Source organism: Pseudomonas gingeri (assembly GCF_013385635.1).
Lineage (GTDB): Bacteria > Pseudomonadota > Gammaproteobacteria > Pseudomonadales > Pseudomonadaceae > Aquipseudomonas > Aquipseudomonas gingeri_A.
This window is the reverse complement of record NZ_JACAPR010000006.1, coordinates 43,827-70,178: the sequence shown is the minus strand read 5'-3', so window position 1 is coordinate 70,178 and position 26,352 is coordinate 43,827. Positions and strand designations below refer to the sequence as shown.

Sequence of the window (26,352 nt, the reverse complement as noted above, 5' to 3'; positions counted from 1 at the left end):
CTTCACTCCCGATGGTCGTGGGTCTGGGTGATACAGCCTTGTTCCACGTGGAACAAAGCGACTGGCGTTTCCGTCTGCCAGCCTTCCCTCAATAATTCGTGGTCTACACAGGTGATAAATACCTGGCAGCGTAAGTCTTCAAGCAAGCGACACAGCGCGTGACGATGTTGCTCGTCCAGCTCGGACGGCAAGTCATCCACCAGATAAATACATTGGCCGCGCCGGGCCTGACTGACCAAATGCCCCTGAGCGATACGCAATGCACAGACCACCAATTTCTGCTGACCCCGCGACAGGATGTCCGCGGCATTGTGTGCGCCCAATCGGAGGCGCAAATCAGCTCGTTGTGGTCCGGCCTGGGTATGACCCATTTGCTGGTCCCGATGCAGGGATGAGGCGAGCACGGCACTCAGCTCTTTGTCCTTGTCCCAACCACGGTAATAGCTAAGCGTTAAGCCCTCGAGTTCGACTAGCTCGCTCAAGGTCTGCTCAAAGACTGGTTTCAAGGCTTTGATATAAGCGCGGCGGTATTCATCGATTTCGGCGCTGGCCAGGCACAATTCCCGGTCCCAGGCCGCTTGCGAAGCGGCGTCAAGTGTACCATGCCGCAGCCATGAGTTCCGCTGCCGCAGGGCCTTCTGCAGGCGCTGCCAGGTCGACATGAAAAGTGGTTCCACGTGGAACACTCCCCAGTCGAGGAACTGTCGACGAATCTTCGGCGCGCCCTCCAGCAAGCGAAAGCTGTCCGGGTTGATCAACTGCAGCGGCAGGATCTCGGCCAACTGTGCGGCGCTCTTGGCGTTCTGGCCGTCGATGCGGATCTGGAACTCGCCCTGGCGATCACGGGATATTCCCAAGGCGCTGTGTCCACCTTCGGCCAGTTCGACCTGGCCAAATACCGTACAGGCGAGTTGCTCATACTGGATCACTGGCAGCAGGCGGGTACTACGGAACGAACGGGCGAGACCGAGCAAGTGGATAGCTTCCAGCACGCTGGTTTTTCCGCTGCCGTTGGCGCCGTAAAGGATATTGATACGCGGGGAGGGAGAGAAGGTCACCGGGTGCAGGTTGCGCACCGCGGTGACCGAAACACGACTGAGGGACATCTAACGTGTGCTGGGCATGAAGAGGCGAGGCACCGTTACAGACGCATCGGCATGACGACGTAGGCCGAGTCATCGTTATCCGACTCCTGGACCAGCGCACTGCTGTTGGAGTCGGACAGGATCAGGCGAACCTGCTCGGTGGTCATCACGCCCAGCACGTCCAGCAGGTAGCTGACGTTGAAGCCGATTTCCAGGGAGCCGCCGTTGTAGTCGACGCCCACTTCTTCCTCGGCTTCTTCCTGCTCCGGGTTGTTGGCCTGGATCTTCAACTGACCGTTGGCCAGTTGCAGACGAATACCACGGTACTTCTCGTTGGACAGGATCGCGGTACGGCTGAAAGCTTCACGCAGTGCCTGGCGGTCGCCCAGTACCAGCTTGTCGCCACCTTTGGGCAGGACGCGCTCGTAGTCCGGGAACTTGCCGTCGACCAGCTTCGAGGTAAAGGTGAATTCACCCGTGGTGGCACGGATATGGTGTTGACCCAGCACGATGCTGACATTGCCTTCCGGTTCGGTCAGCAGGCGAGCCAGTTCGAGAATACCTTTGCGTGGCACAATCACCTGGTGACGGTCAGGCTGACCGATATCGGCTTGCATCGAGCACATCGCCAGGCGATGGCCGTCGGTAGCGACGGCACGGATCACCCCGGCAGAGACTTCGAGCAACATACCGTTGAGGTAATAGCGCACGTCCTGCTGGGCCATGGCAAAGCTGGTGCGCTCGATCAGGCGGCGCAACTTGCTTTGATCCAGGCTGCAGGTCAGCGAACCAGGGCCTTCTTCCACGGTCGGGAAGTCGTTGGCCGGCAGGGTCGACAAGGTGAAACGGCTACGACCGGCTTTCACCACCAGCTTCTGCTCGTCGACCTTGATGTCGATCAGGGCATCGTTCGGCAAGCTTTTGCAGATGTCCATCAGCTTGCGCGCCGGCACGGTGATTTCCCCCGGCTCGGCGGGCTCTTCGAGCTGGACGCGACCGACCAGCTCGACTTCCAGGTCAGTGCCGGTCAGCGACAGTTGCTGGCCTTCGACAACCAGCAGAACATTGGAGAGCACCGGCAAGGTCTGGCGGCGCTCGACGACGCCTGCGACCAGTTGCAGGGGTTTCAACAGGGCTTCGCGTTGAATGGTGAAATGCATGGTCTAGTCCCTTGCCTTAGTAAGCTGCGCTGCAGTTCTCAAGTGGTCAGTGTACGCAGCAGGTTCTTGTAGTCCTCGCGGATGTCCGCGTCGGATTCCTTAAGTTCGTTGATCTTGCGGCATGCATGCAAGACCGTAGTATGGTCGCGTCCGCCAAAGACATCACCAATTTCAGGCAGGCTGTGGTTGGTCAGTTCCTTGGACAGGGCCATCGCGACCTGACGCGGACGTGCCACCGAGCGCGAGCGGCGCTTGGACAGCAGGTCGGAAATCTTGATCTTGTAGTACTCGGCCACGGTGCGCTGGATGTTATCCACAGACACCAGCTTGTCTTGCAGGGCCAGCAGATCCTTCAGCGACTCCCGAATCAGCTCGATGGTGATGTCGCGCCCCATGAAGTGCGAGTGGGCTATCACCCGTTTCAGCGCACCCTCGAGTTCACGAACGTTGGAACGGATACGCTGGGCGATGAAGAACGCCGCGTCGTGAGGCAGTTCGACCTTGGCCTGGTCGGCCTTCTTCATCAGGATCGCGACCCGGGTTTCCAGTTCCGGCGGCTCGACCGCAACGGTCAGGCCCCAGCCGAAGCGCGACTTGAGGCGTTCTTCCAGACCCTCGATTTCCTTCGGATAACGGTCGCTGGTGAGAATCACCTGCTGACCGCCTTCGAGCAGGGCGTTGAAGGTGTGGAAAAACTCTTCCTGGGAACGTTCCTTGCGAGCGAAGAATTGAATGTCGTCGATCAGCAGGGCGTCCACCGAACGGTAGAAACGCTTGAATTCATTGATGGCGTTGAGCTGCAACGCCTTGACCATATCCGCGACGAAGCGCTCCGAATGCAGGTAGACCACCTTGGCGTTCGGGTTCTTCTTTAATAGATGGTTACCCACGGCATGCATCAAGTGGGTCTTACCCAGGCCGACACCGCCATACAGGAACAGCGGGTTGTAGCCGTGCTTGGGGTTGTCCGCCACCTGCCAGGCCGCGGCACGTGCCAGCTGGTTGGACTTGCCCTCGACGAAATTCTCGAAAGTGAAGGTGCGGTTCAGGTAGCTGGTGTGCTTGAGCGCGCCCTCGACCTGGACGGTACGTTGTTCCGAACGCACGGGGGCCTGCTGCGAGCTGGCGCCGGCCATGGGGTCGAAACTGTCACGGGACGGCTCTTCGCTGACCTCGACCACCTGCTTCTGCGTCGGGGCTTGTTGTGCCGGTGTGGGCGCCGGTGCCGGAGCAGCACTGGCCGCCATCGCCTGGGAGGCAGCAGCAGCCAGCGGCGCATTCGGTGCAGCACGCGGAGCGGAACTGCGCTTGCTGCCTATTAATAAGGAAAGGGCAGGCGCCAGGCCATTACCGTGCTCGTTCAACAGTTCGAGCAAACGTCCCAGGTACTTTTCATTCACCCAGTCGAGCACAAAACGGTTCGGTGCATAGACACGCAACTCGTCGCCTTCGGCTTCGACCTGTAGTGGACGGATCCAGGTGTTGAATTGCTGGGCAGGCAGCTCATCACGCAGAAGCTCCACGCACTGCTGCCAAAGTTCCACTGACACGGATATCCCCTAAGTTGAAAGCCGGTGAGGCAAAAACAAGCGGCCATTGTACCGGCAGGCAGAGCACTTATCCACACGTCGATTGAAGGGAGAACCCAATGAATCAACATCTTATCTGTGAACAAAGCGACAAATGGTATGTGCATAAGCTCTGTGGATAACCGCCCTTGAGGCCGTTGCACAAGTGGGGTCGAAAGTCTGTGGGTAACCCGCCTGTGGATAACAGGCCATTCCACACACAGCTTATCCGATAGCGCAGCACAGGCAGGACACCGTTTCCCCACCGTGTTGTCATTCTCTGTACAGTAGGTGATTAAAGGCCTTAAGGTACTTATCCACAGAGGATGGCGTCCTAAGCTTTTATAAGCTTTACAGAAAAGCTTTAAATAATTCCCTTCTTTATTTCTATATCTAGGTCACGAGCTGATCAAGCACGGGGACGGCGAATACCTATAAGAAGTAAAAGCTGGTTGGAAATTGACCTAGAGGCTTGCTTTCTCTAGAATCCCCGGTCTCTTAAAACGGGGGCCATTCCGGCCCGTTGTGACGAACCAGGTAGCAACGCCATGAAACGTACTTTCCAACCCAGCACTATCAAACGCGCCCGCACCCACGGTTTCCGTGCTCGCATGGCAACCAAGAACGGCCGTGCCGTCCTGTCGCGTCGTCGCGCCAAAGGCCGCGCTCGTCTGGCAGTTTGATAATCCGGCACTGGTGGTGAGTCAGGACTTCAGTCGGGAAAAGCGTCTGCTTACGCCACGACATTTCAAGGCAGTCTTTGACTCCCCTACCGGCAAGGTTCCGGGGAAAAATCTCCTGCTCCTTGCGCGCAACAACGACCTCGATCATCCCCGTCTGGGGCTGGTTATCGGTAAAAAGAGCGTGAAGCTCTCCGTTGAGCGCAATCGCCTCAAACGTCTGATGCGCGAATCGTTCCGTCTGCACCAGGATTCACTGGTCGGCTGGGACATTGTTATCGTCGCGCGCAAAGGTTTGGGGGACGTAGAAAACCCCGAATTGATTCAGCATTTCGGCAAACTGTGGAAGCGCCTGGCCCGTAATGCGCCGGCAGCCACCGTCAAAACCGAACCTGCAGGGGTAGACAGTCCAGATGCGTAAACTGGCGCTCGTTCCGATCCAGTTTTACCGCTACGCCATCAGTCCCCTGATGGCCAGCCACTGTCGTTTCTACCCCAGTTGTTCCTGCTACGCGTACGAAGCCATCGAAACTCATGGACTCCTGCGCGGTGGCTGGCTGACCTTTCGTCGTTTAGGTCGCTGTCATCCGTGGAATGCCGGTGGTTATGACCCGGTTCCACCTATCCCTACCTCCCGTTCTTCTTCGATGGCCGAGTAATCATGGATATCAAACGCACGATCCTGATCGTCGCCCTGGCAATCGTGACCTATGTCGGGGTCCTGAAATGGAACCAGGACTACGGTCAGGCTGCCCTGCCGACTCAGAATGTTGCCAGCACCACCGTTTCTGGCTTGCCGGATACCGCAACCGGCAGCAATGCCGCCGCCAGTGATGACATTCCACGAGCTGCCAATGACACCAGTGCTCCCGTTGAAGCACCGGTTGCCGCCAGCAAAGACCTCATCCATATCAAGACGGATGTGCTCGACCTGGCTATCGATCCAAAAGGTGGGGATGTTGCGCAACTGAAGTTGCCGCTGTATCCACGTCGCCAGGATCACCCGGAAATCCCGTTCCAGCTGTTCGATAACGGCGGCGAGCGTACCTATCTGGCACAAAGCGGCCTGATCGGCGCCAACGGTCCCGACTCCAGCTCCGCCGGTCGCCCTCTGTACTCTTCCGAACAGAAGAGTTATCAACTGGCTGACGGTCAGGACAAACTGGTCGTCGACTTGAAGTTCAGCGAGAACGGCGTCAACTACATCAAGCGTTTCAGTCTGAAACGCGGCCTGTATGACGTGACCGTTTCCTATCTGATCGACAACGAAAGCGCCCAGCCCTGGTCGGGTGCGATGTTCGCCCAGTTGAAACGCGACGCCAGCAGCGACCCGTCTTCCAGCACCGCCACCGGCACCGCGACCTACCTGGGCGCCGCCCTGTGGACAAGTTCCGAGCCGTACAAGAAAGTGTCGATGAAAGATATCGACAAGGGCCCGCTGAAAGAAACCGTACAAGGTGGTTGGGTAGCCTGGCTGCAACACTACTTCGTGACCGCGTGGGTCCCTGCCAAGGGCGACAGCAATGTCGTGACCACCCGCAAGGACAGCCAGGGTAACTACATCATCGGCTACACCGGTCCTTCGCTGACCGTTGCACCAGGCCAGAAAGTCGAAACCAGCGCGATCCTCTACGCCGGTCCGAAGAGCCAGGCCGTGCTGAAAGAGTTGTCCCCAGGTCTGGAACTGACCGTTGACTACGGCATCCTGTGGTTCATTGCCCAGCCGATCTTCTGGCTGCTGCAACATATCCACAGCCTGCTCGGCAACTGGGGCTTCTCGATCATCGTCCTGACCATGCTGATCAAAGGGCTTTTCTTCCCCTTGTCGGCTGCCAGCTACAAGTCGATGGCCCGCATGCGTGCCGTTGCCCCGAGACTGGCTGCGCTGAAAGAGCAACATGGCGACGACCGGCAGAAAATGTCGCAAGCCATGATGGAGCTGTACAAGAAAGAGAAGATCAATCCGCTGGGTGGTTGCTTGCCAATCCTCGTGCAGATGCCGGTTTTCCTCTCGCTGTACTGGGTTCTGCTGGAAAGCGTGGAAATGCGCCAGGCGCCGTTCATCCTGTGGATTACCGACCTGTCGATCAAGGATCCGTTCTTCATCCTGCCGATCATCATGGGCGCGACCATGTTCATCCAGCAGCGTCTGAACCCGACTCCGCCGGATCCGATGCAGGCCAAGGTGATGAAGCTGATGCCGATCATCTTCACCTTCTTCTTCCTGTGGTTCCCTGCCGGTCTGGTGCTGTACTGGGTTGTAAACAACTGCCTGTCGATCACCCAGCAGTGGTACATCACCCGTAAGATCGAAGCCGCTACCAAAAAAGCCGCTGCGTAACTTACTCTGTGGATAACCACTCAAAACGCCCCCTAGTGGGGCGTTTTGCTATCTGTCACTTTCTGCTTTGAGGCCCGCTCCATGAACGTCCCTCGGGAAACCATCGCCGCCGTTGCCACCGCCCAGGGCCGTGGCGGTGTCGGCATCGTCCGTATTTCCGGGCCTCTGGCGCAGAGTGCGGCGCTGGCCATCAGCGGTCGCGAACTGAAACCGCGTTTTGCTCACTATGGTCCGTTCCACGGCGATGCCGGCGAGGTACTCGATGAAGGTCTCGCGCTGTATTTCCCTGGACCGAACTCGTTCACCGGCGAGGATGTCCTGGAGCTGCAGGGCCATGGCGGTCCGGTTGTCCTCGACATGCTGCTGCAGCGTTGTCTGCAACTGGGCTGCCGGCTGGCTCGACCTGGTGAGTTCAGCGAACGGGCGTTCCTCAATGACAAGCTCGACCTGGCCCAGGCCGAGGCGATCGCCGATCTGATCGAAGCCAGCTCGGCCCAGGCTGCACGCAACGCCCTGCGTTCATTGCAGGGCGCGTTTTCCCAGCGTGTGCATAACCTCACCGAGCAGTTGATCAGCCTGCGGATCTACGTGGAGGCAGCCATCGATTTTCCCGAGGAGGAAATCGACTTCCTCGCCGACGGCCATGTACTGGCGATGCTCGATGCCGTGCGCGACGAGTTATCCACAGTGATGCGCGAAGCCGGGCAGGGTGCATTGTTGCGCGATGGCATGACCGTGGTGATCGCCGGCCGGCCAAACGCCGGCAAATCGAGCCTGCTCAATGCCCTGGCAGGTCGCGAAGCGGCCATTGTCACCGAGATCGCCGGAACCACCCGGGATATCCTCCGCGAACATATCCACATCGACGGCATGCCGCTGCACGTGGTCGACACAGCCGGGTTGCGCGACACCGACGACCATGTGGAAAAGATCGGTGTGGAGCGCGCCCTCAAGGCCATTGGCGAGGCCGATCGGGTATTGCTGGTGGTGGACGCCACCGCGCCGGAGGCTGTGGATCCTTTTGCCCTGTGGCCGGAGTTTCTCGAACAGCGGCCGGATCCGGCGAAAGTGACGCTGATCCGCAACAAGGCCGACCTGACGGGTGAGGGCATCGCCCTGGAAGTTAGCGAGGATGGCCATGTCACCATCAGCCTCAGTGCCAAGGCCGGTGGCGATGGCCTGGAGTTGCTGCGCGACCACCTCAAGGCCTGCATGGGTTATGAACAGACATCGGAAAGCAGCTTCAGCGCCCGCCGGCGCCATCTGGAAGCCCTGCGCTTCGCCAGTTCGGCCCTTGAGCACGGTCATGCACAGTTGACCCTGGCAGGTGCCGGAGAGCTGTTGGCAGAGGATTTGCGTCAGGCGCAGCAATTCCTTGGAGAAATCACCGGCGCATTCAGCTCCGATGACTTGCTGGGAAGAATCTTTTCGAGTTTTTGTATCGGGAAATAATCTGAATGATGAGTTCGTTAGCCATTGATCCAGCCTTTTTCGAACTTCTGACCGGGAGTTATCAACGGCTCGTCGGTCAGCCACTGGTGCCGCAGGACAGTGATGCGACCTGGTTGTATGAGCAGGCGCCCTTTTGCGTGCTGTCCCACAATACCGATGCCGATCCACGGTTTATCTATGCCAACCGGGCTGCGCAACACTGTTTCGACTATGACTGGGCGCAATTCACCCAGCTGCCGTCGCGACTATCGGCCGAGGCGCCGAACCGTGCGGAACGCCAGTCCTTGCTGGATCGTGTGCACCAGCAGGGTTATGCCAGCGGCTACACCGGGATTCGTATCTCCAGGACTGGCAGACGTTTCTGGATCCGCGAGGGCCTTGTCTGGCAATTGCAGGATGCCGAAGGCGTGATCCACGGCCAGGCTGCTGTATTTCACAGCTGGGACGACGTCTGATTTCAGTCACTGTTTCACAAAAGCATCGGGCCTGATCCCGGTGCTTCCTCTCTTTTTGCCGCACTGATCCTTCCCTTCTCTCGATGAATTCCGGCTCACGGAAGGTTTCTGCGTGCCTGTGATTCGCCAGGAAAGCGTTTTTCTGTGGATTAAGCCCTGTGAATAACCGCCCTTCAGCTCGGTTGATAACCAGGCCCGAAAACTGAGGATGAACCCGCTTGTGGATAAGCAGCAGTTTAATCCACAGGCTTACACCGGTTATCCCAACCCCTCCAGGGTACATGACCACAGACTTATGAGTCTCTGTACACATTGTATAATAAGGCCTATAGAAGATTATCCACAGAAAGGGTGCTGACTAAGAATAAACATAAAAACAAAGCTTTAATAAATTTCTCTCTTTTAATTTCTATTACCCATGATTATCCACAGCTGGTTAAATTTTGTGCAAAGGGTTCTTTAGGAAGGGCTAATTCCCTATACTTGTTCGTTGAGTCCAAATTTTTCTTATTTACCTACCTGGAAGCAGGCACGAGGTGCGTGGTGGATTTCCCTTCCCGTTTTGAAGTGATCGTCATCGGCGGCGGTCATGCCGGTACCGAGGCAGCACTAGCATCAGCACGCATGGGGGCAAAAACCCTGTTGCTGACGCATAACGTGGAAACCCTCGGTGCAATGAGTTGCAACCCGGCCATTGGTGGCATCGGTAAAAGCCACCTGGTCAAGGAAATCGATGCCCTCGGCGGCGCGATGGCCATCGCCACCGATAAAGGCGGCATCCAGTTCCGTGTCCTCAACAGCCGTAAAGGCCCCGCCGTGCGCGCCACCCGTGCGCAGGCCGACCGTGTGCTGTACAAGGCTGCCGTGCGGGAAATCCTGGAGAACCAGCCGAACCTGTGGATATTTCAGCAGGCCGCCGATGACCTGATCGTCGAGCAGGAACAAGTCCGTGGTGTTGTCACGCAAATGGGTCTGCGTTTCTTCGCTGATTCCGTGGTGTTGACCACCGGTACGTTCCTCGGCGGACTTATCCACATCGGTTTGCAGAATTTTTCCGGCGGGCGCGCCGGTGATCCACCGTCGATTGCGCTGGCTCACCGTCTGCGTGAACTGCCATTGCGTGTAGGCCGCTTGAAAACCGGTACGCCGCCGCGGATCGACGGCCGTTCCGTGGATTTCTCCGTCATGGCCGAGCAACCGGGCGATACGCCGATCCCGGTAATGTCGTTCATGGGCAACAAGGAACAGCATCCACGGCAAGTCAGCTGCTGGATTACCCACACCAATGCCCGCACCCACGAAATCATCGCGGCGAACCTCGACCGTTCGCCGATGTATTCCGCTGCCGGCGAAATCGAAGGCATCGGCCCGCGCTACTGCCCGTCGATCGAAGACAAGATCCATCGCTTCGCCGACAAGGAAAGTCACCAGGTCTTTATCGAACCGGAAGGCCTGACGACCCACGAGCTGTACCCGAACGGGATATCCACATCCCTGCCGTTCGATGTGCAGTTGCAGATCGTGCAGTCGATCCGCGGCATGGAAAACGCCCATATCGTTCGCCCGGGCTATGCCATCGAATACGACTACTTCGATCCCCGTGACCTGAAGTACAGCCTGGAAACCAAGGTCATCGGCGGCCTGTTCTTTGCCGGACAGATCAACGGCACCACCGGTTACGAAGAAGCCGGTGCCCAGGGTTTGCTGGCCGGCGCCAACGCCGCGTTGCGTGCCCAGGGCAAGGACAGCTGGTGCCCGCGTCGTGACGAGGCGTACATCGGGGTACTGGTCGACGACCTGATCACCCTCGGGACCCAGGAACCGTATCGGATGTTCACCTCCCGTGCCGAATACCGGCTGATCCTGCGCGAAGACAACGCCGACCTGCGCTTGACCGAAAAAGGTCGCGAACTGGGTTTGGTGGATGATGCGCGCTGGGCGGCGTTCTGCAAGAAACGCGAAAGCATCGAGCTGGAAGAACAGCGCCTGAAAGGCACCTGGGTCCGTCCGGGCACCGAGCAGGGCGATGCGATCGCCGAGAAGTTCGGCACGCCGCTGACCCATGAATACAATTTGCTGAATCTGCTGAGCCGTCCGGAAATCGACTACGCTGGTCTGGTCGCGGTGACCGGACAGGGCGCGGAAGATCCACAGGTCGCCGAGCAGGTCGAGATCAAGACCAAGTACGCCGGCTACATCGACCGCCAGCAGGACGAGATCGCCCGGCTGCGCGCCAGCGAAGACACCAAACTGCCTGTGGATATCGATTACACGAACATCTCCGGCCTGTCGAAAGAGATCCAGAGCAAGCTCGGCGCGACCCGGCCCGAGACCCTGGGCCAGGCTTCGCGGATCCCCGGTGTGACGCCGGCGGCGATTTCCCTGTTGATGATTCACTTGAAAAAACGCGGCGCGGGCCGTCAGTTGGAGCAAAGCGCTTGAGTTCGTTGGTCACCTCGCAACACGCCGAAGAGTTATCCACAGGTGCTCGCCAGCTCGGTGTCAACCTGACCGCAACCCAGCACGAACAGTTGCTGGGTTACCTGGCCCTGTTGATCAAATGGAACAAGGCCTACAACCTGACCGCCGTGCGCGATCCGGACGAAATGGTTTCACGGCACCTGCTCGACAGCCTGAGCGTGATGTCCTTCATCGAAAATGGCCGCTGGCTCGATGTCGGCAGCGGCGGCGGGATGCCGGGCATTCCCCTGGCGATCCTGTTTCCACGGTCGCAAGTGACCTGCCTGGACAGCAACGGCAAGAAAACCCGCTTCCTGACCCAGGTCAAACTCGAACTCAAACTGGATAACCTGCAAGTTATCCACAGTCGCGTCGAAGCCTTCCAGCCGCCGCAGCCGTTCAACGGGATTATTTCCCGGGCCTTCAGCAGCATGGAGAACTTCAGCAACTGGACTCGCCATCTTGGCGACACTGACACACGCTGGCTGGCAATGAAGGGCGTCCATCCGGCGGATGAGCTGGTAGCATTGCCGGCAGACTTCCACCTCGATAGCGAACACGCCTTGGCCGTACCCGGTTGCCAAGGCCAACGTCATCTGCTGATACTGCGCCGCACGGCATGATTGGGAACACAAGCAAGAATGGCTAAGGTATTCGCGATAGCGAACCAGAAAGGTGGTGTGGGCAAGACCACCACCTGTATCAACCTCGCAGCATCCCTGGTCGCCACCAAGCGCCGGGTGCTGTTGATCGATCTCGATCCACAGGGCAACGCCACCATGGGTAGCGGTGTGGATAAACACGGCCTGGAAAACTCCATCTACGATGTGCTGATCGGCGAATGCGATCTGGCGCAGGCCATGCACTTTTCCGAACACGGCGGTTATCAACTGCTGCCGGCCAACCGTGACCTGACGGCGGCCGAAGTGGTGCTGCTGGAAATGCAGATGAAGGAAAGCCGTCTGCGCAGCGCCCTGGCCCCGATCCGCGAGAACTACGACTTCATCCTGATCGACTGCCCGCCGTCGCTGTCGATGCTGACCCTCAACGCCCTGGTCGCCGCTGACGGGGTGATTATCCCCATGCAGTGTGAATACTTTGCCCTCGAAGGACTCAGCGACCTTGTGGATAACATCAAGCGCATCGCCGAGCTGCTCAATCCGGAGCTGAAGGTCGAAGGCCTGCTGCGGACCATGTACGACCCGCGTCTGAGTTTGATGAACGACGTTTCCGCACAGCTCAAGGAACATTTCGGTGACCAGCTGTACGACACCGTGATTCCGCGCAACATCCGTCTGGCCGAAGCCCCGAGCTACGGCATGCCGGCCCTGGCGTACGACAAGCAATCGCGCGGCGCCGTGGCCTACCTGGCCCTGGCGGGCGAGATGGTTCGTCGGCAACGTAAAAATTCACGCGCCGCCGCTCCGGCAACTTAAGGAATCCCCATGGCCGTCAAGAAACGAGGTCTCGGACGTGGACTGGATGCACTGCTGAGTGGTCCGACTGTCAGCTCGCTGGAAGAGCAGGCCGTCCAGGCCGATGAACGCGAACTGCAACACCTGCCGCTGGACCTGATCCAGCGCGGCAAATACCAGCCGCGCCGCGACATGGACCCACAGGCGCTGGAAGAACTGGCGAATTCGATCAAGGCCCAGGGCGTGATGCAGCCGATCGTGGTTCGTCCGATCGGCAGTGGGCGTTTTGAAATCATCGCCGGTGAACGGCGCTGGCGCGCCAGCCAGCAGGCCGGCCAGGAAACCATCCCGGCCATGGTCCGCGACGTGCCGGATGAAACCGCCATCGCCATGGCGCTGATCGAGAACATCCAGCGCGAAGACCTCAACCCGATCGAGGAAGCCGTGGCCCTGCAGCGTCTGCAGCAGGAGTTCCAGCTGACCCAGCAACAGGTCGCCGAGGCCGTGGGCAAGTCCCGGGTGACCGTGGCCAACCTGCTGCGCCTGATCGCGCTGCCGGAAGTCATCAAGACCATGTTGTCCCATGGCGACCTCGAAATGGGTCATGCCCGTGCCTTGCTTGGTTTGCCGGATGACCGGCAGGTCGAAGGGGCGCGACATGTTGTCGCACGTGGCCTCACCGTGCGCCAGACTGAGGCACTGGTTCGCCAGTGGCTGAGCGGCAAACCGGCCCCGGTCGAACCGCCCAAGGCGGACCCGGACATCAGCCGTCTCGAACAGCGCCTCGCCGAGCGCCTGGGCTCTGCGGTGCAGATTCGCCACGGGCAGAAAGGAAAAGGCCAATTGGTGATTCGCTATAACTCCTTGGATGAACTACAAGGGGTACTTGCCCACATCCGCTGAAACATTTCCTCATGTAGCGCGCAGTCGGAAATCACTACCCGGCAGTTGAATAGGGGCTGAACCGCCCCTATACTCTGCGCGCATTTTGTCGGCACAATTTATGCCAAGTTATTGATTTCTGGCAGCCGACCCTTGAGGAGCGTGAGTGATGGAAACCCGCAGGCCAAACAGGTTGCCGTTCCATCGCTTGGCGGTATTTCCGGTTTTATTGGCTCAATTGGTCGTATTGCTGGTGGCCGCATTGGCGCTTTGGCAATGGCACGGTGTCGTTGCCGGATACTCAGGACTCTGCGGAGGCCTGATAGCCTTGCTACCCAATGTGTATTTTGCTCACAGGGCCTTTCGGTTTTCCGGCGCCCGAGCAGCCCAGTCCATCGTCCGGTCTTTTTATGCCGGCGAGGCGGGCAAGTTAATTTTGACGGCAGTGCTGTTTGCACTGACGTTCGCAGGTGTGAAGCCACTGGCGCCGATAGCAGTCTTCGGCGTCTTCGTGTTGACCCAGTCGGTCAGCTGGTTTGCTCCCCTGCTAATGAAAACAAGACTTTCGAGACCTTAGGGCGTTTGAGGCAACCATGGCAGCAGAATCCGCTTCGGGCTATATCCAGCACCACTTGCAGAACCTGACCTTCGGTCAGCTACCTACCGGCGGCTGGGGCTTTGCCCATTCCGCAGCAGAAGCCAAGGCAATGGGCTTCTGGGCATTCCACCTGGATACCCTGGGTTGGTCTGTCGCATTGGGGCTGATCTTCATCCTGTTGTTCCGCATGGCGGCGAAAAAGGCGACCTCCGGTCAGCCGGGCGCGCTGCAGAACTTCGTTGAAGTCCTGGTCGAATTCGTCGATGGCAGCGTGAAAGACAGCTTCCACGGCCGCAGCCCGGTGATTGCACCGCTGGCGCTGACCATTTTCGTCTGGGTGTTCCTGATGAACGCCGTCGACCTGGTACCGGTCGACTGGATCCCGCAACTGGCCGCGGCCATTTCCGGCAACCACGAGATTCCGTTCCGCGCCGTATCGACCACTGACCCGAACGCCACGCTGGCCATGGCTTTCTCGGTGTTCGCGCTGATCATTTTCTACAGCATCAAGGTCAAGGGCATCGGCGGTTTCATCGGCGAGCTGACCCTGCATCCTTTCGGCAGCAAGAACATTTTCATCCAGGCCCTGCTGATTCCGGTGAACTTCCTGCTGGAGTTCGTCACCCTGATCGCCAAGCCTATCTCCCTGGCACTGCGTCTGTTCGGCAACATGTACGCCGGTGAGCTGGTATTCATCCTGATCGCTGTGATGTTCGGCAGCGGCCTGCTCTGGCTCAGCGGCCTGGGCGTGGTACTGCAGTGGGCGTGGGCCGTGTTCCACATCCTGATCATCACCCTGCAGGCGTTCATCTTCATGATGCTGACCATCGTCTACCTGTCGATGGCGCACGAAGAAAACCATTAAGACCAGTCTCGACTAGTCTGATGTCCTTCCCGGTAACACGGGAAGGGGGCCCTCCGGGGCTATGAAACGATTTGTTTTACCGCTTTAAAATCTAAAAAACCTAAACCATACGACGTAAAAGTCGGGAGGAAAGATGGAAACTGTAGTTGGTCTAACCGCTATCGCTGTTGCACTGTTGATCGGCCTGGGCGCACTGGGTACCGCAATTGGTTTCGGCCTGCTGGGCGGCAAGTTCCTGGAAGGCGCAGCGCGTCAGCCAGAAATGGTTCCAATGCTGCAAGTTAAAATGTTCATCGTGGCCGGCCTGCTCGACGCCGTAACCATGATCGGCGTTGGTATCGCTCTGTTCTTCACCTTCGCGAACCCCTTCGTTGGTCAACTCGCTGGCTGATCACTCGAATTTTCGAGTTGATTGGTGTGATGGACAACGAACGAGCGAGGTGTTGGCGTGAACATTAATGCAACCCTGATTGGCCAGTCCGTTGCGTTCTTCATTTTTGTACTGTTTTGCATGAAGTTCGTGTGGCCTCCGGTCATCGCGGCTTTGCACGAACGTCAGAAGAAGATCGCGGATGGATTGGACGCTGCCACCCGTGCAGCTCGCGACCTGGAGTTGGCCCAAGAGAAAGCGGGTCACCAACTGCGCGACGCAAAAGCACAGGCAGCCGAGATCATTGAGCAAGCCAAGAAACGCGGTAACCAGATCGTCGAAGAGGCTGTTGATAAAGCCCGCGTCGAAGCTGAACGCGTGAAGGCTTCGGCTCAGGCCGAGATCGAGCAGGAACTGAACAGCGTCAAAGACGCGCTGCGCGCCCAACTGGGTAGCCTGGCCGTCGGCGGTGCCGAGAAGATCCTGGGTGCCACAATCGATCAAAACGCGCACGCGGAGCTGGTTAACAAACTGGCTGCTGAAATTTAAGCGAGGGCGATCATGGCAGAACTGACCACGTTGGCCCGACCTTACGCTAAGGCGGCCTTCGAGCACGCTCAGGCCCACCAGCAACTGGCCAATTGGTCAGCCATGCTCGGCCTGGCTGCAGCGGTGTCGCAAGACGACACCATGCGGCGCGTGCTCAAGGCCCCGCGACTGACGAGCGCAGACAAGGCCACCACGTTTATTGACGTGTGTGGCGACAAGTTCGATGCCAAGGCACAGAATTTCATCCACGTCGTTGCTGAAAACGACCGTCTCCCGCTGTTGCCGGAGATTGCCGCTCTGTTCGACCTGTACAAGGCCGAGCAAGAGAAATCGGTAGACGTGGAAGTCACCAGTGCTTTTGCATTGAACCAAGAACAGCAAGACAAACTCGCCAAGGTTCTCAGTGCACGACTCGACCGGGAAGTGCGCCTGCAAGTTGCGGAAGATTCATCCCTCATCGGGGGTGTTGTCATTCGCGCCGGCGACCTGGTTATCGATGGCTCAGTTCGCGGCAAACTCGCGAAATTGGCCGAAGCATTGAAATCTTGAGTTTGAAGGGGCAGCAGAGCAATGCAGCAACTCAATCCTTCCGAAATAAGTGAAATTATCAAGGGCCGCATCGACAAGCTCGATGTGACCTCCCAAGCCCGTAACGAAGGCACTGTCGTCAGCGTATCTGACGGTATCGTGCGGATTCACGGTCTGGCCGACGTCATGTACGGCGAGATGATCGAGTTTCCGGGCGGCGTCTACGGTATGGCCCTCAACCTGGAGCAAGACTCCGTAGGTGCCGTGGTACTGGGCGCGTACACCAGTCTGGCTGAAGGCATGAGTGCCAAGTGCACCGGCCGCATCCTCGAAGTTCCGGTTGGTAAGGAACTGCTGGGTCGCGTTGTCGACGCACTGGGTAACCCAGTTGACGGCAAAGGTCCGCTGAACAACACCGAGACCGACGCGGTCGAGAAAGTTGCTCCAGGCGTGATCTGGCGTAAGTCGGTAGACCAGCCTGTACAGACTGGCTACAAGGCTGTCGATGCCATGATCCCGGTCGGCCGTGGCCAGCGTGAGCTGATCATCGGTGACCGTCAGATCGGTAAGACCGCTCTGGCGATCGACGCGATCATCAACCAGAAAAACAGCGGCATCTTCTGCGTTTACGTAGCGATCGGTCAGAAGCAATCGACCATCGCCAACGTGGTTCGCAAGCTGGAAGAAAACGGCGCCCTGGCCAACACCATCATCGTGGCTGCCAGCGCTTCCGAATCTCCTGCGCTGCAGTTCCTGGCACCGTACTCCGGTTGCACCATGGGCGAGTTCTTCCGCGACCGCGGTGAAGACGCGCTGATCGTTTATGACGATCTGTCCAAGCAAGCAGTGGCCTACCGCCAGATTTCCCTGCTGCTGCGCCGTCCACCAGGCCGTGAAGCCTACCCGGGCGACGTGTTCTATCTCCACTCCCGTCTGCTGGAGCGCGCATCCCGCGTTTCGGAAGAGTACGTCGAGAAGTTCACCAACGGCGCCGTGACTGGCAAGACTGGTTCCCTGACCGCCCTGCCGATCATCGAAACCCAGGCTGGCGACGTTTCCGCGTTCGTTCCGACCAACGTGATCTCCATCACCGACGGTCAGATCTTCCTGGAATCGGCCATGTTCAACTCCGGGATCCGTCCTGCTGTGAACGCCGGTGTTTCGGTATCCCGTGTAGGTGGTGCCGCTCAGACCAAGATCATCAAGAAGCTGTCCGGTGGTATCCGTACCGCCCTGGCCCAGTACCGTGAACTGGCGGCATTCGCTCAGTTCGCTTCTGACCTGGACGAAGCGACCCGCAAGCAACTTGAGCATGGTCAGCGCGTTACCGAGCTGATGAAGCAGAAGCAATACGCACCGATGTCGATCGCTGACATGGCGCTGTCGCTGTATGCCGCTGAGCGTGGGTTCCTGACTGACGTCGAAATCGCCAAGGTCGGCAGCTTTGAACAAGCGCTGATTGCTTACTTCAACCGCGATCACGCCGATTTGATGGCCAAGATCAACGTGAAGGGTGACTTCAATGACGAAATCGACGCTGGCATGAAAGCCGGTATCGAGAAGTTCAAGGCCACCCAAACCTGGTAAGCCGCAGCGGGAGCCGCAAGGCTCCCGCTTGCTAACCTGATAGGTGTTACATGGCAGGCGCAAAAGAGATTCGCAGTAAGATTGCGAGCATCAAAAGCACGCAAAAAATTACCAGCGCCATGGAAAAAGTGGCGGTCAGCAAAATGCGCAAGGCACAAATGCGCATGGCTGCTAGCCGTCCTTATGCGGAGCGTATCCGCCAGGTAATTGGGCATCTGGCCAACGCCAACCCGGAATACCGCCACCCGTTCATGATCGACCGCGAAATCAAGCGCGTCGGTTACGTCGTGGTGAGCAGTGACCGTGGTCTGTGCGGTGGCTTGAACACCAACCTGTTCAAGGCCCTGGTCAAGGACATGGCGGTAAACCGCGAAAACGGCGTCGAGATTGATCTGTGTGTAGTGGGTAGCAAGGGTGCGGCGTTTTTCCGCAACTTCGGCGGTAACGTCGTTGCAGCTATCAGCCACCTGGGTGAAGAGCCGTCGATCAATGACCTGATCGGCAGCGTCAAGGTGATGCTGGATGCCTACCTGGATGGCCGTATTGACCGCCTGTCCGTGGTGTCCAACAAGTTCATCAACACCATGACCCAGCAGCCTACCGTGGAGCAGTTGATTCCACTGGTGGCAACCCCGGATCAAGAACTCAAGCACCACTGGGACTATCTCTACGAACCGGACGCCAAAGAGCTGCTTGACGGCCTGATGGTGCGCTACGTGGAGTCGCAGGTGTACCAGGCGGTGGTCGAGAACAACGCGGCCGAACAAGCTGCGCGGATGATCGCGATGAAGAACGCTACCGACAACGCCGGTGATTTGATCAGCGATTTGCAGCTGATCTACAACAAGGCGCGTCAGGCTGCGATCACCCAAGAGATCTCGGAAATCGTCGGCGGCGCTGCCGCGGTTTAACGGTTCAAATATTCAGAGGATCCAGCTATGAGTAGCGGACGTATCGTTCAAATCATCGGCGCCGTTATCGACGTGGAATTTCCACGCGACAGCGTACCGAGCATCTACAACGCGCTGAAAGTACAAGGCGCGCAAACCACCCTGGAAGTTCAGCAGCAGCTGGGCGACGGCGTGGTTCGTACCATTGCGATGGGTTCCACCGAAGGCTTGAAGCGCGGTCTGGACGTTGTCGACTCTGGCGCTGCCATCTCCGTACCGGTCGGTAAAGCGACCCTGGGCCGGATCATGGACGTCCTCGGCAACCCGATCGACGAAGCTGGCCCGATCGACACCGAAGAGCGTTGGGGCATTCACCGCCCGGCGCCATCCTTCGCGGAACAAGCGGGCGGCAACGACCTGCTGGAAACCGGCATCAAGGTTATCGACCTGGTCTGCCCGTTCGCCAAGGGCGGTAAAGTCGGTCTGTTCGGTGGTGCCGGTGTCGGCAAGACCGTAAACATGATGGAACTGATCCGTAACATCGCCATCGAGCACAGCGGTTATTCCGTGTTCGCCGGTGTGGGTGAGCGTACTCGTGAGGGTAACGACTTCTACCACGAGATGAAGGACTCCAACGTTCTGGACAAAGTGGCACTGGTCTACGGCCAGATGAACGAGCCGCCGGGAAACCGTCTGCGCGTAGCCCTGACCGGCCTGACCATGGCCGAGAAGTTCCGTGACGAAGGTAACGACGTTCTGCTGTTCGTCGACAACATCTACCGTTACACCCTGGCCGGTACCGAAGTATCCGCACTGCTGGGCCGTATGCCTTCGGCAGTAGGTTACCAGCCGACCCTGGCTGAAGAGATGGGCGTGCTGCAAGAGCGCATCACTTCGACCAAGGAAGGTTCGATCACCTCGATCCAGGCGGTATACGTACCGGCGGACGACTTGACCGACCCGTCGCCAGCGACCACCTTCGCCCACTTGGACGCCACCGTCGTACTGTCCCGTGACATCGCCTCCCTGGGTATCTACCCGGCGGTCGATCCACTGGACTCGACTTCGCGCCAGCTGGACCCGAACGTGATCGGCCAGGACCACTACGACACCGCTCGCGGCGTCCAGTACGTTCTGCAACGCTACAAGGAACTGAAGGATATCATCGCGATCCTGGGTATGGACGAGCTGTCGGAAACCGACAAGCAGTTGGTATCCCGCGCTCGTAAGATCCAGCGCTTCCTGTCGCAGCCGTTCTTCGTGGCTGAAGTCTTCACCGGTGCCTCGGGTAAATACGTTTCCCTGAAAGACACCATTGCTGGCTTCAAAGGCATCCTCAACGGTGACTACGACCACCTGCCAGAACAAGCGTTCTACATGGTTGGCGGCATCGAAGAAGCGATCGAGAAAGCCAAGAAACTGTAATCCCGGCGCCCGGCAACGGGCGCTAATTTAGGTTGAGGCAATCAGATGGCTATGACAGTCCATTGCGATATCGTCAGTGCGGAAGGGGAAATCTTCTCCGGCCTGGTCGAGATGGTGATTGCGCACGGTGCACTGGGTGACCTGGGTGTCGCCCTTGGCCACGCGCCGCTGATCACCAATCTCAAGCCGGGCCCGATCCGCTTGATCAAGCAGGGCGGGGAAACCGAGGTGTTCTACATCTCCGGTGGTTTCCTCGAGGTTCAGCCGAACATGGTCAAGGTTCTTGCCGACACCGTGCAACGTGCTGCCGACCTGGACGAAGCCTCCGCTCAGGAAGCCGTCAAGGCTGCCGAGAAGGCCCTGAATGAAAAAGGCGCGGACTTCGACTACGGTTCCGCTGCTGCACGTCTGGCCGAAGCCGCAGCCCAGCTGCGCACCGTCCAGCAGATCCGCAAGAAGTTCGGCGGTTAAGTCGCTGCTTGTTGTGTGATTGATTAAAAAGGGTAGCCTCGGCTACCCTTTTTTCTTTTCCGATGTTCATCACCTGGTCACAGCCGCTGACCACCCAGGATTGGTAGCCAGTCATGTCTCTCGAAATCGTTATCCTCGCTGCAGGTCAAGGCACTCGCATGCGTTCGGCGTTGCCGAAGGTTCTTCACCCCGTAGCCGGCAATTCGATGCTTGGACATGTTATCCACAGCGCCCGGCAATTGAATCCACAGCGCATTCACGTGGTGATCGGCCACGGCGCGGACCAGGTACGCGAACAACTGGCGGCCGATGACCTGAACTTCGTATTACAGGACAAGCAACTGGGCACCGGTCACGCGGTCGCCCAGGCAGTGCCCTTTATCACCGGCGATACCGTGCTGGTGCTCTACGGTGACGTCCCGCTGATCGAAGTGGAAACCCTGCAGCGTCTGCTGCAGCACGCCACGCCTGAACAGGTGGCGCTGCTGACCGTCGAGCTGGCGGACCCGACCGGCTACGGCCGTATCGTGCGCAATGCCCAGGGTGAGGCCTGTGCGATCGTCGAGCAGAAGGATGCCAATGAGGCGCAGCGTGCCATCACCGAAGGCAACACCGGTATCCTCGCGCTGCCGGCCCAGCGACTCGGCGACTGGATGAGCCGTCTGTCGAACAACAACGCCCAGGGCGAGTACTACCTGACCGACGTGATCGCCATGGCGGTCGGTGATGGCCTGGTGGTGGAAACCGAACAGCCCCATGACGCCATGGAAGTGCAGGGCGCCAATGACCGCAAGCAACTGGCCGAGCTCGAACGGCATTACCAGAAGCGCGCGGCGCTGCGCCTGATGGCCCAGGGCGTGACCCTGCGTGACCCGGCACGCTTCGATGTGCGCGGTGAAGTCAGCGTGGGTCGCGATATTCTCATCGACATCAACGTGATCCTCGAAGGTCGCGTGGTGATCGAGGACGACGTGGTGATCGGCCCGAACTGCGTAATCAAGGACACCACGCTACGCAAAGGCGTGACGGTCAAGGCCAACAGTCATCTCGACGGCGCGATCCTCGGTGAAGGCAGCGATGCCGGTCCTTTCGCCCGCCTGCGTCCCGGCAGTGTGCTGGGCGCGCGTGCCCATGTGGGTAACTTTGTCGAGTTGAAGAACGCGCACCTGGCCGACGATGCCAAGGCCGGCCACCTCAGCTACCTGGGCGATGCACGGATCGGCGCGCGGACCAATATCGGCGCCGGCACCATCACCTGCAACTATGACGGGGCCAACAAGCACCAGACGGTGTTGGGTGAAGACGTCTTCATCGGCTCCAACAACTCCCTGGTGGCGCCTGTGGATATCTCCAACGGTGCCAGCACGGCAGCGGGTTCGACCATCAACCAGAACGTCGGCGAAGGGCAACTGGCCGTGGCTCGTGCGCGCCAGCGCAATATCGAAGGCTGGAAACGGCCGGTGAAAATCAAGAAGAGCTGAGTTATCCACAGCTCGATTACCTGTAGGAGCCCGGCTTGCCGGCGATGAGGCCCTTGAGACTTGCAGCGCCCATGACTACCTCATCGCCGGCAAGCCGGGCTCCTACAGGGGCCGTGACAGCAACGATATTTGGCGGTGAGGCGAAAACTTGTGGGAGCCGGCTTGCCGGCGATGGCGTCCGGAGGGTCACCGCATAGCTCAAGGACCTCGTCGCTGGCGAGCCGACTCCTGAAGATTGTGCATCTCTTGCTTGACGATTTTCTTTCAATAGGTTTTGATTGCGTTCGTTATCTTTCGAATCGAAACTTAGACTCCCATGTCGAAACGCAATACACCTCAACGTCGCCACAGCATTCTTGCCTTGCTCAATGAGCAGGGTGAGGTGAGCGTGGACGAGCTGGCCAGGCGCTTCGAAACTTCCGAAGTTACGGTTCGCAAGGATCTGGCCGCCCTCGAAAGCAATGGCCTGCTGCTGCGTCGCTATGGCGGTGCGATCAGCATGCCCCATGAACTGGTCAGCGATCCGGGCCACTCGGTGTCGAAGTACAAGCAGGCGATTGCCCGGGCCGCCGTCGCGCGCTTGCGTGAGCACGCACGGATCATCATCGACAGCGGTAGCACCACCGCCGCCATGATCCCGGAACTGGGCCTGCAACCCGGCCTGGTGGTGATGACCAATTCCCTGCATGTCGCCCGGGCCCTGAGCGAGCTGGAACACGAACCGGTGTTGCTGATGACCGGTGGTACCTGGGACCCGCATTCCGAGTCGTTCCAGGGGCAGGTTGCCGAACAGGTGCTGCGTTCCTATGATTTCGACCAGCTGTTTATCGGTGCCGACGGCATCGATCTGCAGCGCGGTACCACCACCTTCAACGAATTGCTGGGCTTGAGCCGGGTCATGGCCCAGGTCGCCCGGGAAGTGGTGGTCATGGTCGAGGCCGACAAGATCGGGCGGCGCATCCCCAACCTGGAACTGCCCTGGAGCAGTGTCCACACCCTTATTACCGATGAACGCTTGCCGCTTGAGGCACGCGAACAGATTCAGGCCCGCGGTATACATTTGATTTGCGCGGCTGTCAGCTAGGAGAAAAGAGCATGTGCGGAATTGTCGGTGCAGTTGCTGAACGTAATATCACGGCCATCCTGGTCGAAGGCCTGAAGCGTCTGGAATACCGCGGCTATGACAGCGCCGGTGTCGCCGTCTTCACCCATAACGGCACGCTGGAGCGCACCCGGCGTACCGGCAAGGTCAGCGAGCTGGACCAGGCCCTGGCCGGCCAACCGCTGGCCGGCCGCCTGGGCATCGCCCACACCCGCTGGGCCACCCATGGCGCGCCGTGCGAGCGTAACGCCCACCCGCATTTTTCCGGCGCGGATCTCGCCGTGGTGCACAACGGCATCATCGAGAACCACGAAGTCCTGCGCGAGCAACTCAAGGGCCTGGGCTACGTCTTCACCTCGGACACCGATACCGAAGTGATCGCCCACCTGCTCAATCACAAGCTCAAGGACCTCGGCGACCTGACCAAGGCGCTGAAGGCCACGGTCAAGGAACTGCACGGTGCCTATGGCCTGGCGGTGATCAATGCGCAGCAGCCTGACCGCCTGGTTGCCGCCCGCAGTGGCAGCCCGCTGGTGATCGGTCTTGGCCTGGGGGAAAACTTCCTCGCCTCCGACCAACTGGCCCTGCGCCAGGTGACCGACCGCTTCATGTACCTGGAGGAGGGCGACATCGCCGAGATCCGCCGTGACAGCGTGCAGATCTGGGATGTCGACGGCCAGGCCGTCGAGCGCGAAGCGGTGCAGTACCGCGACGGTGCCGAAGCCGCCGACAAGGGCGCTTTCCGCCACTTCATGCTCAAGGAAATCCACGAGCAGCCTTCGGTGGTGCAACGCACCCTGGAAGGCCGTCTGAGCCAGAACCAGGTGCTGGTCCAGGCCTTCGGTCCCCAGGCCGCCGAGCTGTTCGCCAAGGTGCGCAATGTGCAGATCGTCGCCTGCGGTACCAGCTACCACGCCGGCATGGTTGCCCGTTACTGGCTCGAAGGCCTGGCGGGCATCCCGTGCCAGGTCGAAGTCGCCAGCGAGTTCCGCTACCGCAAGGTGGTGGTGCAACCGGACACCCTGTTCGTCTCCGTTTCCCAGTCCGGTGAAACCGCCGACACCCTGGCGGCCCTGCGCAATGCCAAGGAGCTCGGCTTCCTCGGCAGCCTGGCGATCTGCAACGTCAGTATCAGCTCGCTGGTGCGTGAATCGGACCTGACCCTGCTGACCCAGGCCGGTCGCGAAATCGGCGTAGCCTCGACCAAGGCCTTCACCACCCAACTGGTCGGCCTGCTGCTGCTGACCCTGGCCCTGGGCCAGGTACGCGGCACCCTGGCACCGGGTGTCGAGGCGGAACTGGTGGAAGAGCTGCGTCGCCTGCCGACCCGCCTGGGCGAAACCCTGGCGATGGACGCCAAGGTCGAGAAAATTGCCGAGCTGTTCGCCGACAAGCACCACACTCTGTTCCTCGGTCGTGGCGCGCAGTACCCGGTGGCGATGGAAGGTTCGCTCAAGCTCAAGGAAATTTCCTATATCCACGCCGAGGCTTATCCGGCGGGTGAGCTCAAGCACGGCCCATTGGCGTTGGTCGACAACGACATGCCGATCGTCACAGTGGCGCCGAACAACGAGCTGTTGGAGAAACTCAAATCCAACCTGCAGGAAGTACGTGCCCGCGGTGGCGAGCTGATCGTCTTCGCTGACGAGAAGGCCGGGATGAGCAACGGCGAGGGCACCCACGTCATCACCATGCCGCACATCCACGACACCTTGGCGCCGATCCTCTACACCATCCCGCTGCAACTGCTGTCTTATTACGTGGCAGTGCTCAAGGGCACCGACGTCGACCAGCCGCGCAACCTGGCGAAGTCGGTGACCGTGGAGTAAGAAATAAGGGACGCCGGCCAATCAGGCCGGCTTACTGCTTTAAACCGCTTCAGTTGCCGGCGTGGCGAACGGATAGTCGATGTAGCCGCGCTCGCCGCCACCGTAGAAGGTGTCGCGGTCGTGCGGGTTCAACGGCAGGTCGTCGCGCAAGCGCTTCGGCAGGTCCGGGTTGGCAATGAACGCTCGACCGAAGGCAACCATGTCCGCGTCGCCGCTGGCCAGCAGTGCTTCGGCGTTGGCACCGCTGAAACCACCGGCAGCAATGATCGGGCCTTTGAAAATCCTGCGCAGATATTCGACGGCGACAGGGCCTGCATGTTCGTCCACGGTTTCGGTGCCCTTGATACGTGGTTCGACGACGTGCAGGTAAGCCAGGCCCAGGTCGTTCAATTGCGCGGCGAGGTAACCGAAAGTATTCCAGGGATCGCTGTCATGCATCGACCCGAAGCTGCTGCTTGGGCTGATACGCACACCCACCTTGCCTGCACCCCAGACAGAAATGGCGGCACGAGTAATCTCGAGCATGAACCGTGCGCGGTTTTCGATGGAGCCACCGTACACATCAGTGCGCTTGTTGGTGCCGTCCTGAAGGAACTGATCCGGCAGATAACCGTTCGCGCCGTGGATCTCGACACCGTCAAACCCGGCTTCAAGGGCTAACCGCGCAGCGTTGCGGAACTGCTCGATAAGGCCTGGAATTTCGTCCAGGGCCAGTGCTCGGGGCATGCCGAAGGGGACGGGGCCGCTGTCCGCGTACGCATCGCCTTCAGCCTGAATGGCTGACGGGGCCACCGGGTCACCGCCGTCGGGTTGCAGTGACGAGTGGGATTGGCGACCTACGTGCCACAGCTGCAGGAAAATCCGCCCGCCCTTGCCGTGCACAGCGGCGATAACCTTGCGCCAGCCGGCAACCTGATCCTGTGTATAGATGCCGGGTGCATGGGCATATCCATAAGCGTATTCGGAAACCGGCGAGGCTTCAGAGATGATCAGACCGCCTGCGGTTGCACGTTGCGCGTAATAAGCCGCCATCAGGTCACCGGGCACGTCACCCGCGCTGGAGCGCAGGCGAGTGAGCGGCGCCATGACGACGCGATGTTGGAGGTTGTAGGGACCTACGGTCGTCGGAGAGAACAGGTTACTCATCAGCATTCACCTT

The 26,352-nt window shown here is 59.3% G+C and carries 26 protein-coding genes; 22 read left to right on the top strand and 4 right to left on the bottom strand.

Annotation, left to right across the window (positions count from 1 at the left end):
- Positions 1 to 2 precede the first annotated feature (2 nt).
- From recF to dnaA, 3 genes are read right to left on the bottom strand one after another with little or no spacing between them, the layout of a single operon-like run.
- Complete coding sequence (recF, locus tag HX851_RS04730) at positions 3 to 1,106, bottom strand: DNA replication/repair protein RecF (protein WP_177061910.1); 1,104 nt, start codon at positions 1,104 to 1,106, stop codon at positions 3 to 5.
- A gap of 35 nt (positions 1,107 to 1,141) precedes the next feature.
- Complete coding sequence (gene dnaN, locus HX851_RS04725; RefSeq protein ID WP_017129282.1) at positions 1,142 to 2,245, bottom strand: DNA polymerase III subunit beta; 1,104 nt, start codon at positions 2,243 to 2,245, stop codon at positions 1,142 to 1,144.
- Between the two features lie 38 nt (positions 2,246 to 2,283).
- The gene (gene dnaA / locus HX851_RS04720; protein WP_177061908.1) at positions 2,284 to 3,795 is read right to left on the bottom strand and encodes a chromosomal replication initiator protein DnaA; all 1,512 of its coding nucleotides are present in this window, start codon (positions 3,793 to 3,795) and stop codon (positions 2,284 to 2,286) included.
- 566 nt (positions 3,796 to 4,361) lie between these two features.
- On the opposite strand from dnaA, the gene rpmH reads away from it, so the two are divergent.
- From rpmH to glmS, 22 genes are all read left to right on the top strand, one after another.
- Positions 4,362 to 4,496 carry a 50S ribosomal protein L34 gene (gene rpmH, locus HX851_RS04715; protein WP_003213577.1) on the top strand — a complete coding sequence of 45 codons (135 nt, stop codon included), beginning with the start codon at positions 4,362 to 4,364 and terminating at the stop codon, positions 4,494 to 4,496.
- A gap of 16 nt (positions 4,497 to 4,512) precedes the next feature.
- Entirely contained in the window at positions 4,513 to 4,914 is a 402-nt protein-coding gene (gene rnpA / locus HX851_RS04710; RefSeq protein WP_042937055.1) for a ribonuclease P protein component, read from the top strand.
- Entirely contained in the window at positions 4,907 to 5,152 is a 246-nt protein-coding gene (gene yidD / locus HX851_RS04705) for a membrane protein insertion efficiency factor YidD (RefSeq protein WP_039792602.1), read from the top strand. Before rnpA ends, yidD begins: the two co-directional genes overlap by 8 nt.
- A gap of 2 nt (positions 5,153 to 5,154) precedes the next feature.
- Positions 5,155 to 6,834 carry a membrane protein insertase YidC gene (yidC, locus tag HX851_RS04700; RefSeq protein WP_177061906.1) on the top strand — a complete coding sequence of 560 codons (1,680 nt, stop codon included), beginning with the start codon at positions 5,155 to 5,157 and terminating at the stop codon, positions 6,832 to 6,834.
- 81 nt (positions 6,835 to 6,915) lie between these two features.
- Positions 6,916 to 8,286 carry a tRNA uridine-5-carboxymethylaminomethyl(34) synthesis GTPase MnmE gene (mnmE, locus tag HX851_RS04695; RefSeq protein ID WP_177061904.1) on the top strand — a complete coding sequence of 457 codons (1,371 nt, stop codon included), beginning with the start codon at positions 6,916 to 6,918 and terminating at the stop codon, positions 8,284 to 8,286.
- A gap of 5 nt (positions 8,287 to 8,291) precedes the next feature.
- Positions 8,292 to 8,741 carry an MEKHLA domain-containing protein gene (locus HX851_RS04690; RefSeq protein ID WP_256262801.1) on the top strand — a complete coding sequence of 150 codons (450 nt, stop codon included), beginning with the start codon at positions 8,292 to 8,294 and terminating at the stop codon, positions 8,739 to 8,741.
- Positions 8,742 to 9,284: 543 nt separating this feature from the next.
- Positions 9,285 to 11,183, top strand: coding sequence for a tRNA uridine-5-carboxymethylaminomethyl(34) synthesis enzyme MnmG (mnmG, locus tag HX851_RS04685; RefSeq protein ID WP_177061901.1), 1,899 nt, complete (start codon positions 9,285 to 9,287; stop codon positions 11,181 to 11,183).
- The gene (gene rsmG / locus HX851_RS04680) at positions 11,180 to 11,824 is read left to right on the top strand and encodes a 16S rRNA (guanine(527)-N(7))-methyltransferase RsmG (protein ID WP_177061899.1); all 645 of its coding nucleotides are present in this window, start codon (positions 11,180 to 11,182) and stop codon (positions 11,822 to 11,824) included. Before mnmG ends, rsmG begins: the two co-directional genes overlap by 4 nt.
- 18 nt (positions 11,825 to 11,842) lie before the next feature.
- Positions 11,843 to 12,637, top strand: coding sequence for a ParA family protein (locus HX851_RS04675; protein ID WP_042937020.1), 795 nt, complete (start codon positions 11,843 to 11,845; stop codon positions 12,635 to 12,637).
- Positions 12,638 to 12,646: 9 nt separating this feature from the next.
- Positions 12,647 to 13,519, top strand: a complete 873-nt coding sequence (locus HX851_RS04670) for a ParB/RepB/Spo0J family partition protein (RefSeq protein ID WP_177061898.1) — start codon at positions 12,647 to 12,649, stop codon at positions 13,517 to 13,519.
- 148 nt (positions 13,520 to 13,667) lie between these two features.
- A complete protein-coding gene (locus tag HX851_RS04665) occupies positions 13,668 to 14,075 on the top strand; it encodes a F0F1 ATP synthase subunit I (RefSeq protein WP_177061895.1) in 408 nt (135 codons plus the stop codon).
- Between the two features lie 16 nt (positions 14,076 to 14,091).
- Positions 14,092 to 14,961 carry a F0F1 ATP synthase subunit A gene (atpB, locus tag HX851_RS04660; RefSeq protein ID WP_017129292.1) on the top strand — a complete coding sequence of 290 codons (870 nt, stop codon included), beginning with the start codon at positions 14,092 to 14,094 and terminating at the stop codon, positions 14,959 to 14,961.
- A 133-nt stretch (positions 14,962 to 15,094) separates the two neighbouring features.
- Entirely contained in the window at positions 15,095 to 15,352 is a 258-nt protein-coding gene (gene atpE, locus HX851_RS04655) for a F0F1 ATP synthase subunit C (RefSeq protein ID WP_002555987.1), read from the top strand.
- A 57-nt stretch (positions 15,353 to 15,409) separates the two neighbouring features.
- A complete protein-coding gene (locus tag HX851_RS04650) occupies positions 15,410 to 15,880 on the top strand; it encodes a F0F1 ATP synthase subunit B (RefSeq protein WP_017129294.1) in 471 nt (156 codons plus the stop codon).
- A gap of 12 nt (positions 15,881 to 15,892) precedes the next feature.
- Complete coding sequence (locus tag HX851_RS04645) at positions 15,893 to 16,429, top strand: F0F1 ATP synthase subunit delta (protein WP_017129295.1); 537 nt, start codon at positions 15,893 to 15,895, stop codon at positions 16,427 to 16,429.
- 21 nt (positions 16,430 to 16,450) lie between these two features.
- On the top strand, positions 16,451 to 17,995 hold the full coding sequence (gene atpA / locus HX851_RS04640; protein WP_177061893.1) for a F0F1 ATP synthase subunit alpha: 1,545 nt from the start codon (positions 16,451 to 16,453) through the stop codon (positions 17,993 to 17,995).
- Between the two features lie 50 nt (positions 17,996 to 18,045).
- Positions 18,046 to 18,906, top strand: a complete 861-nt coding sequence (gene atpG / locus HX851_RS04635) for a F0F1 ATP synthase subunit gamma (protein ID WP_017129297.1) — start codon at positions 18,046 to 18,048, stop codon at positions 18,904 to 18,906.
- Between the two features lie 27 nt (positions 18,907 to 18,933).
- Positions 18,934 to 20,310 carry a F0F1 ATP synthase subunit beta gene (gene atpD, locus HX851_RS04630; protein ID WP_177065179.1) on the top strand — a complete coding sequence of 459 codons (1,377 nt, stop codon included), beginning with the start codon at positions 18,934 to 18,936 and terminating at the stop codon, positions 20,308 to 20,310.
- A gap of 45 nt (positions 20,311 to 20,355) precedes the next feature.
- Positions 20,356 to 20,781: a F0F1 ATP synthase subunit epsilon gene (locus HX851_RS04625; RefSeq protein WP_177061889.1), complete on the top strand. Its 426-nt coding sequence runs from the start codon at positions 20,356 to 20,358 to the stop codon at positions 20,779 to 20,781.
- Between the two features lie 113 nt (positions 20,782 to 20,894).
- Positions 20,895 to 22,262 (top strand): bifunctional UDP-N-acetylglucosamine diphosphorylase/glucosamine-1-phosphate N-acetyltransferase GlmU, encoded by a 1,368-nt coding sequence (gene glmU / locus HX851_RS04620; protein WP_177061887.1) that lies wholly within the window; start codon positions 20,895 to 20,897, stop codon positions 22,260 to 22,262.
- A gap of 316 nt (positions 22,263 to 22,578) precedes the next feature.
- Positions 22,579 to 23,346, top strand: coding sequence for a DeoR/GlpR family DNA-binding transcription regulator (locus HX851_RS04615; RefSeq protein ID WP_177061884.1), 768 nt, complete (start codon positions 22,579 to 22,581; stop codon positions 23,344 to 23,346).
- Between the two features lie 11 nt (positions 23,347 to 23,357).
- Positions 23,358 to 25,193, top strand: coding sequence for a glutamine--fructose-6-phosphate transaminase (isomerizing) (gene glmS, locus HX851_RS04610; RefSeq protein WP_177061882.1), 1,836 nt, complete (start codon positions 23,358 to 23,360; stop codon positions 25,191 to 25,193).
- A gap of 39 nt (positions 25,194 to 25,232) precedes the next feature.
- Here glmS and HX851_RS04605 read toward each other — a convergent pair whose 3' ends face one another.
- Positions 25,233 to 26,339, bottom strand: coding sequence for an alkene reductase (locus HX851_RS04605; protein ID WP_177065177.1), 1,107 nt, complete (start codon positions 26,337 to 26,339; stop codon positions 25,233 to 25,235).
- Positions 26,340 to 26,352: the final 13 nt, after the last annotated feature.

What these genes read in the sequence shown, in the direction of transcription:
- recF (WP_177061910.1), bottom strand. Translation starts at nt 1,106, where the DNA reads ATGTCCCTCAGTCGTGTTTCGGTCACCGCGGTGCGCAACCTGCACCCG.
- dnaN (WP_017129282.1), bottom strand. Translation starts at nt 2,245, where the DNA reads ATGCATTTCACCATTCAACGCGAAGCCCTGTTGAAACCCCTGCAACTG.
- rpmH (WP_003213577.1), top strand. Translation starts at nt 4,362, where the DNA reads ATGAAACGTACTTTCCAACCCAGCACTATCAAACGCGCCCGCACCCAC.
- yidD (WP_039792602.1), top strand. Translation starts at nt 4,907, where the DNA reads ATGCGTAAACTGGCGCTCGTTCCGATCCAGTTTTACCGCTACGCCATC.
- yidC (WP_177061906.1), top strand. Translation starts at nt 5,155, where the DNA reads ATGGATATCAAACGCACGATCCTGATCGTCGCCCTGGCAATCGTGACC.
- mnmE (WP_177061904.1), top strand. Translation starts at nt 6,916, where the DNA reads ATGAACGTCCCTCGGGAAACCATCGCCGCCGTTGCCACCGCCCAGGGC.
- HX851_RS04690 (WP_256262801.1), top strand. Translation starts at nt 8,292, where the DNA reads ATGATGAGTTCGTTAGCCATTGATCCAGCCTTTTTCGAACTTCTGACC.
- HX851_RS04675 (WP_042937020.1), top strand. Translation starts at nt 11,843, where the DNA reads ATGGCTAAGGTATTCGCGATAGCGAACCAGAAAGGTGGTGTGGGCAAG.
- HX851_RS04670 (WP_177061898.1), top strand. Translation starts at nt 12,647, where the DNA reads ATGGCCGTCAAGAAACGAGGTCTCGGACGTGGACTGGATGCACTGCTG.
- HX851_RS04665 (WP_177061895.1), top strand. Translation starts at nt 13,668, where the DNA reads ATGGAAACCCGCAGGCCAAACAGGTTGCCGTTCCATCGCTTGGCGGTA.
- atpB (WP_017129292.1), top strand. Translation starts at nt 14,092, where the DNA reads ATGGCAGCAGAATCCGCTTCGGGCTATATCCAGCACCACTTGCAGAAC.
- atpE (WP_002555987.1), top strand. Translation starts at nt 15,095, where the DNA reads ATGGAAACTGTAGTTGGTCTAACCGCTATCGCTGTTGCACTGTTGATC.
- HX851_RS04645 (WP_017129295.1), top strand. Translation starts at nt 15,893, where the DNA reads ATGGCAGAACTGACCACGTTGGCCCGACCTTACGCTAAGGCGGCCTTC.
- atpA (WP_177061893.1), top strand. Translation starts at nt 16,451, where the DNA reads ATGCAGCAACTCAATCCTTCCGAAATAAGTGAAATTATCAAGGGCCGC.
- atpG (WP_017129297.1), top strand. Translation starts at nt 18,046, where the DNA reads ATGGCAGGCGCAAAAGAGATTCGCAGTAAGATTGCGAGCATCAAAAGC.
- atpD (WP_177065179.1), top strand. Translation starts at nt 18,934, where the DNA reads ATGAGTAGCGGACGTATCGTTCAAATCATCGGCGCCGTTATCGACGTG.
- HX851_RS04625 (WP_177061889.1), top strand. Translation starts at nt 20,356, where the DNA reads ATGGCTATGACAGTCCATTGCGATATCGTCAGTGCGGAAGGGGAAATC.
- glmU (WP_177061887.1), top strand. Translation starts at nt 20,895, where the DNA reads ATGTCTCTCGAAATCGTTATCCTCGCTGCAGGTCAAGGCACTCGCATG.
- HX851_RS04615 (WP_177061884.1), top strand. Translation starts at nt 22,579, where the DNA reads ATGTCGAAACGCAATACACCTCAACGTCGCCACAGCATTCTTGCCTTG.
- glmS (WP_177061882.1), top strand. Translation starts at nt 23,358, where the DNA reads ATGTGCGGAATTGTCGGTGCAGTTGCTGAACGTAATATCACGGCCATC.
- HX851_RS04605 (WP_177065177.1), bottom strand. Translation starts at nt 26,339, where the DNA reads ATGAGTAACCTGTTCTCTCCGACGACCGTAGGTCCCTACAACCTCCAA.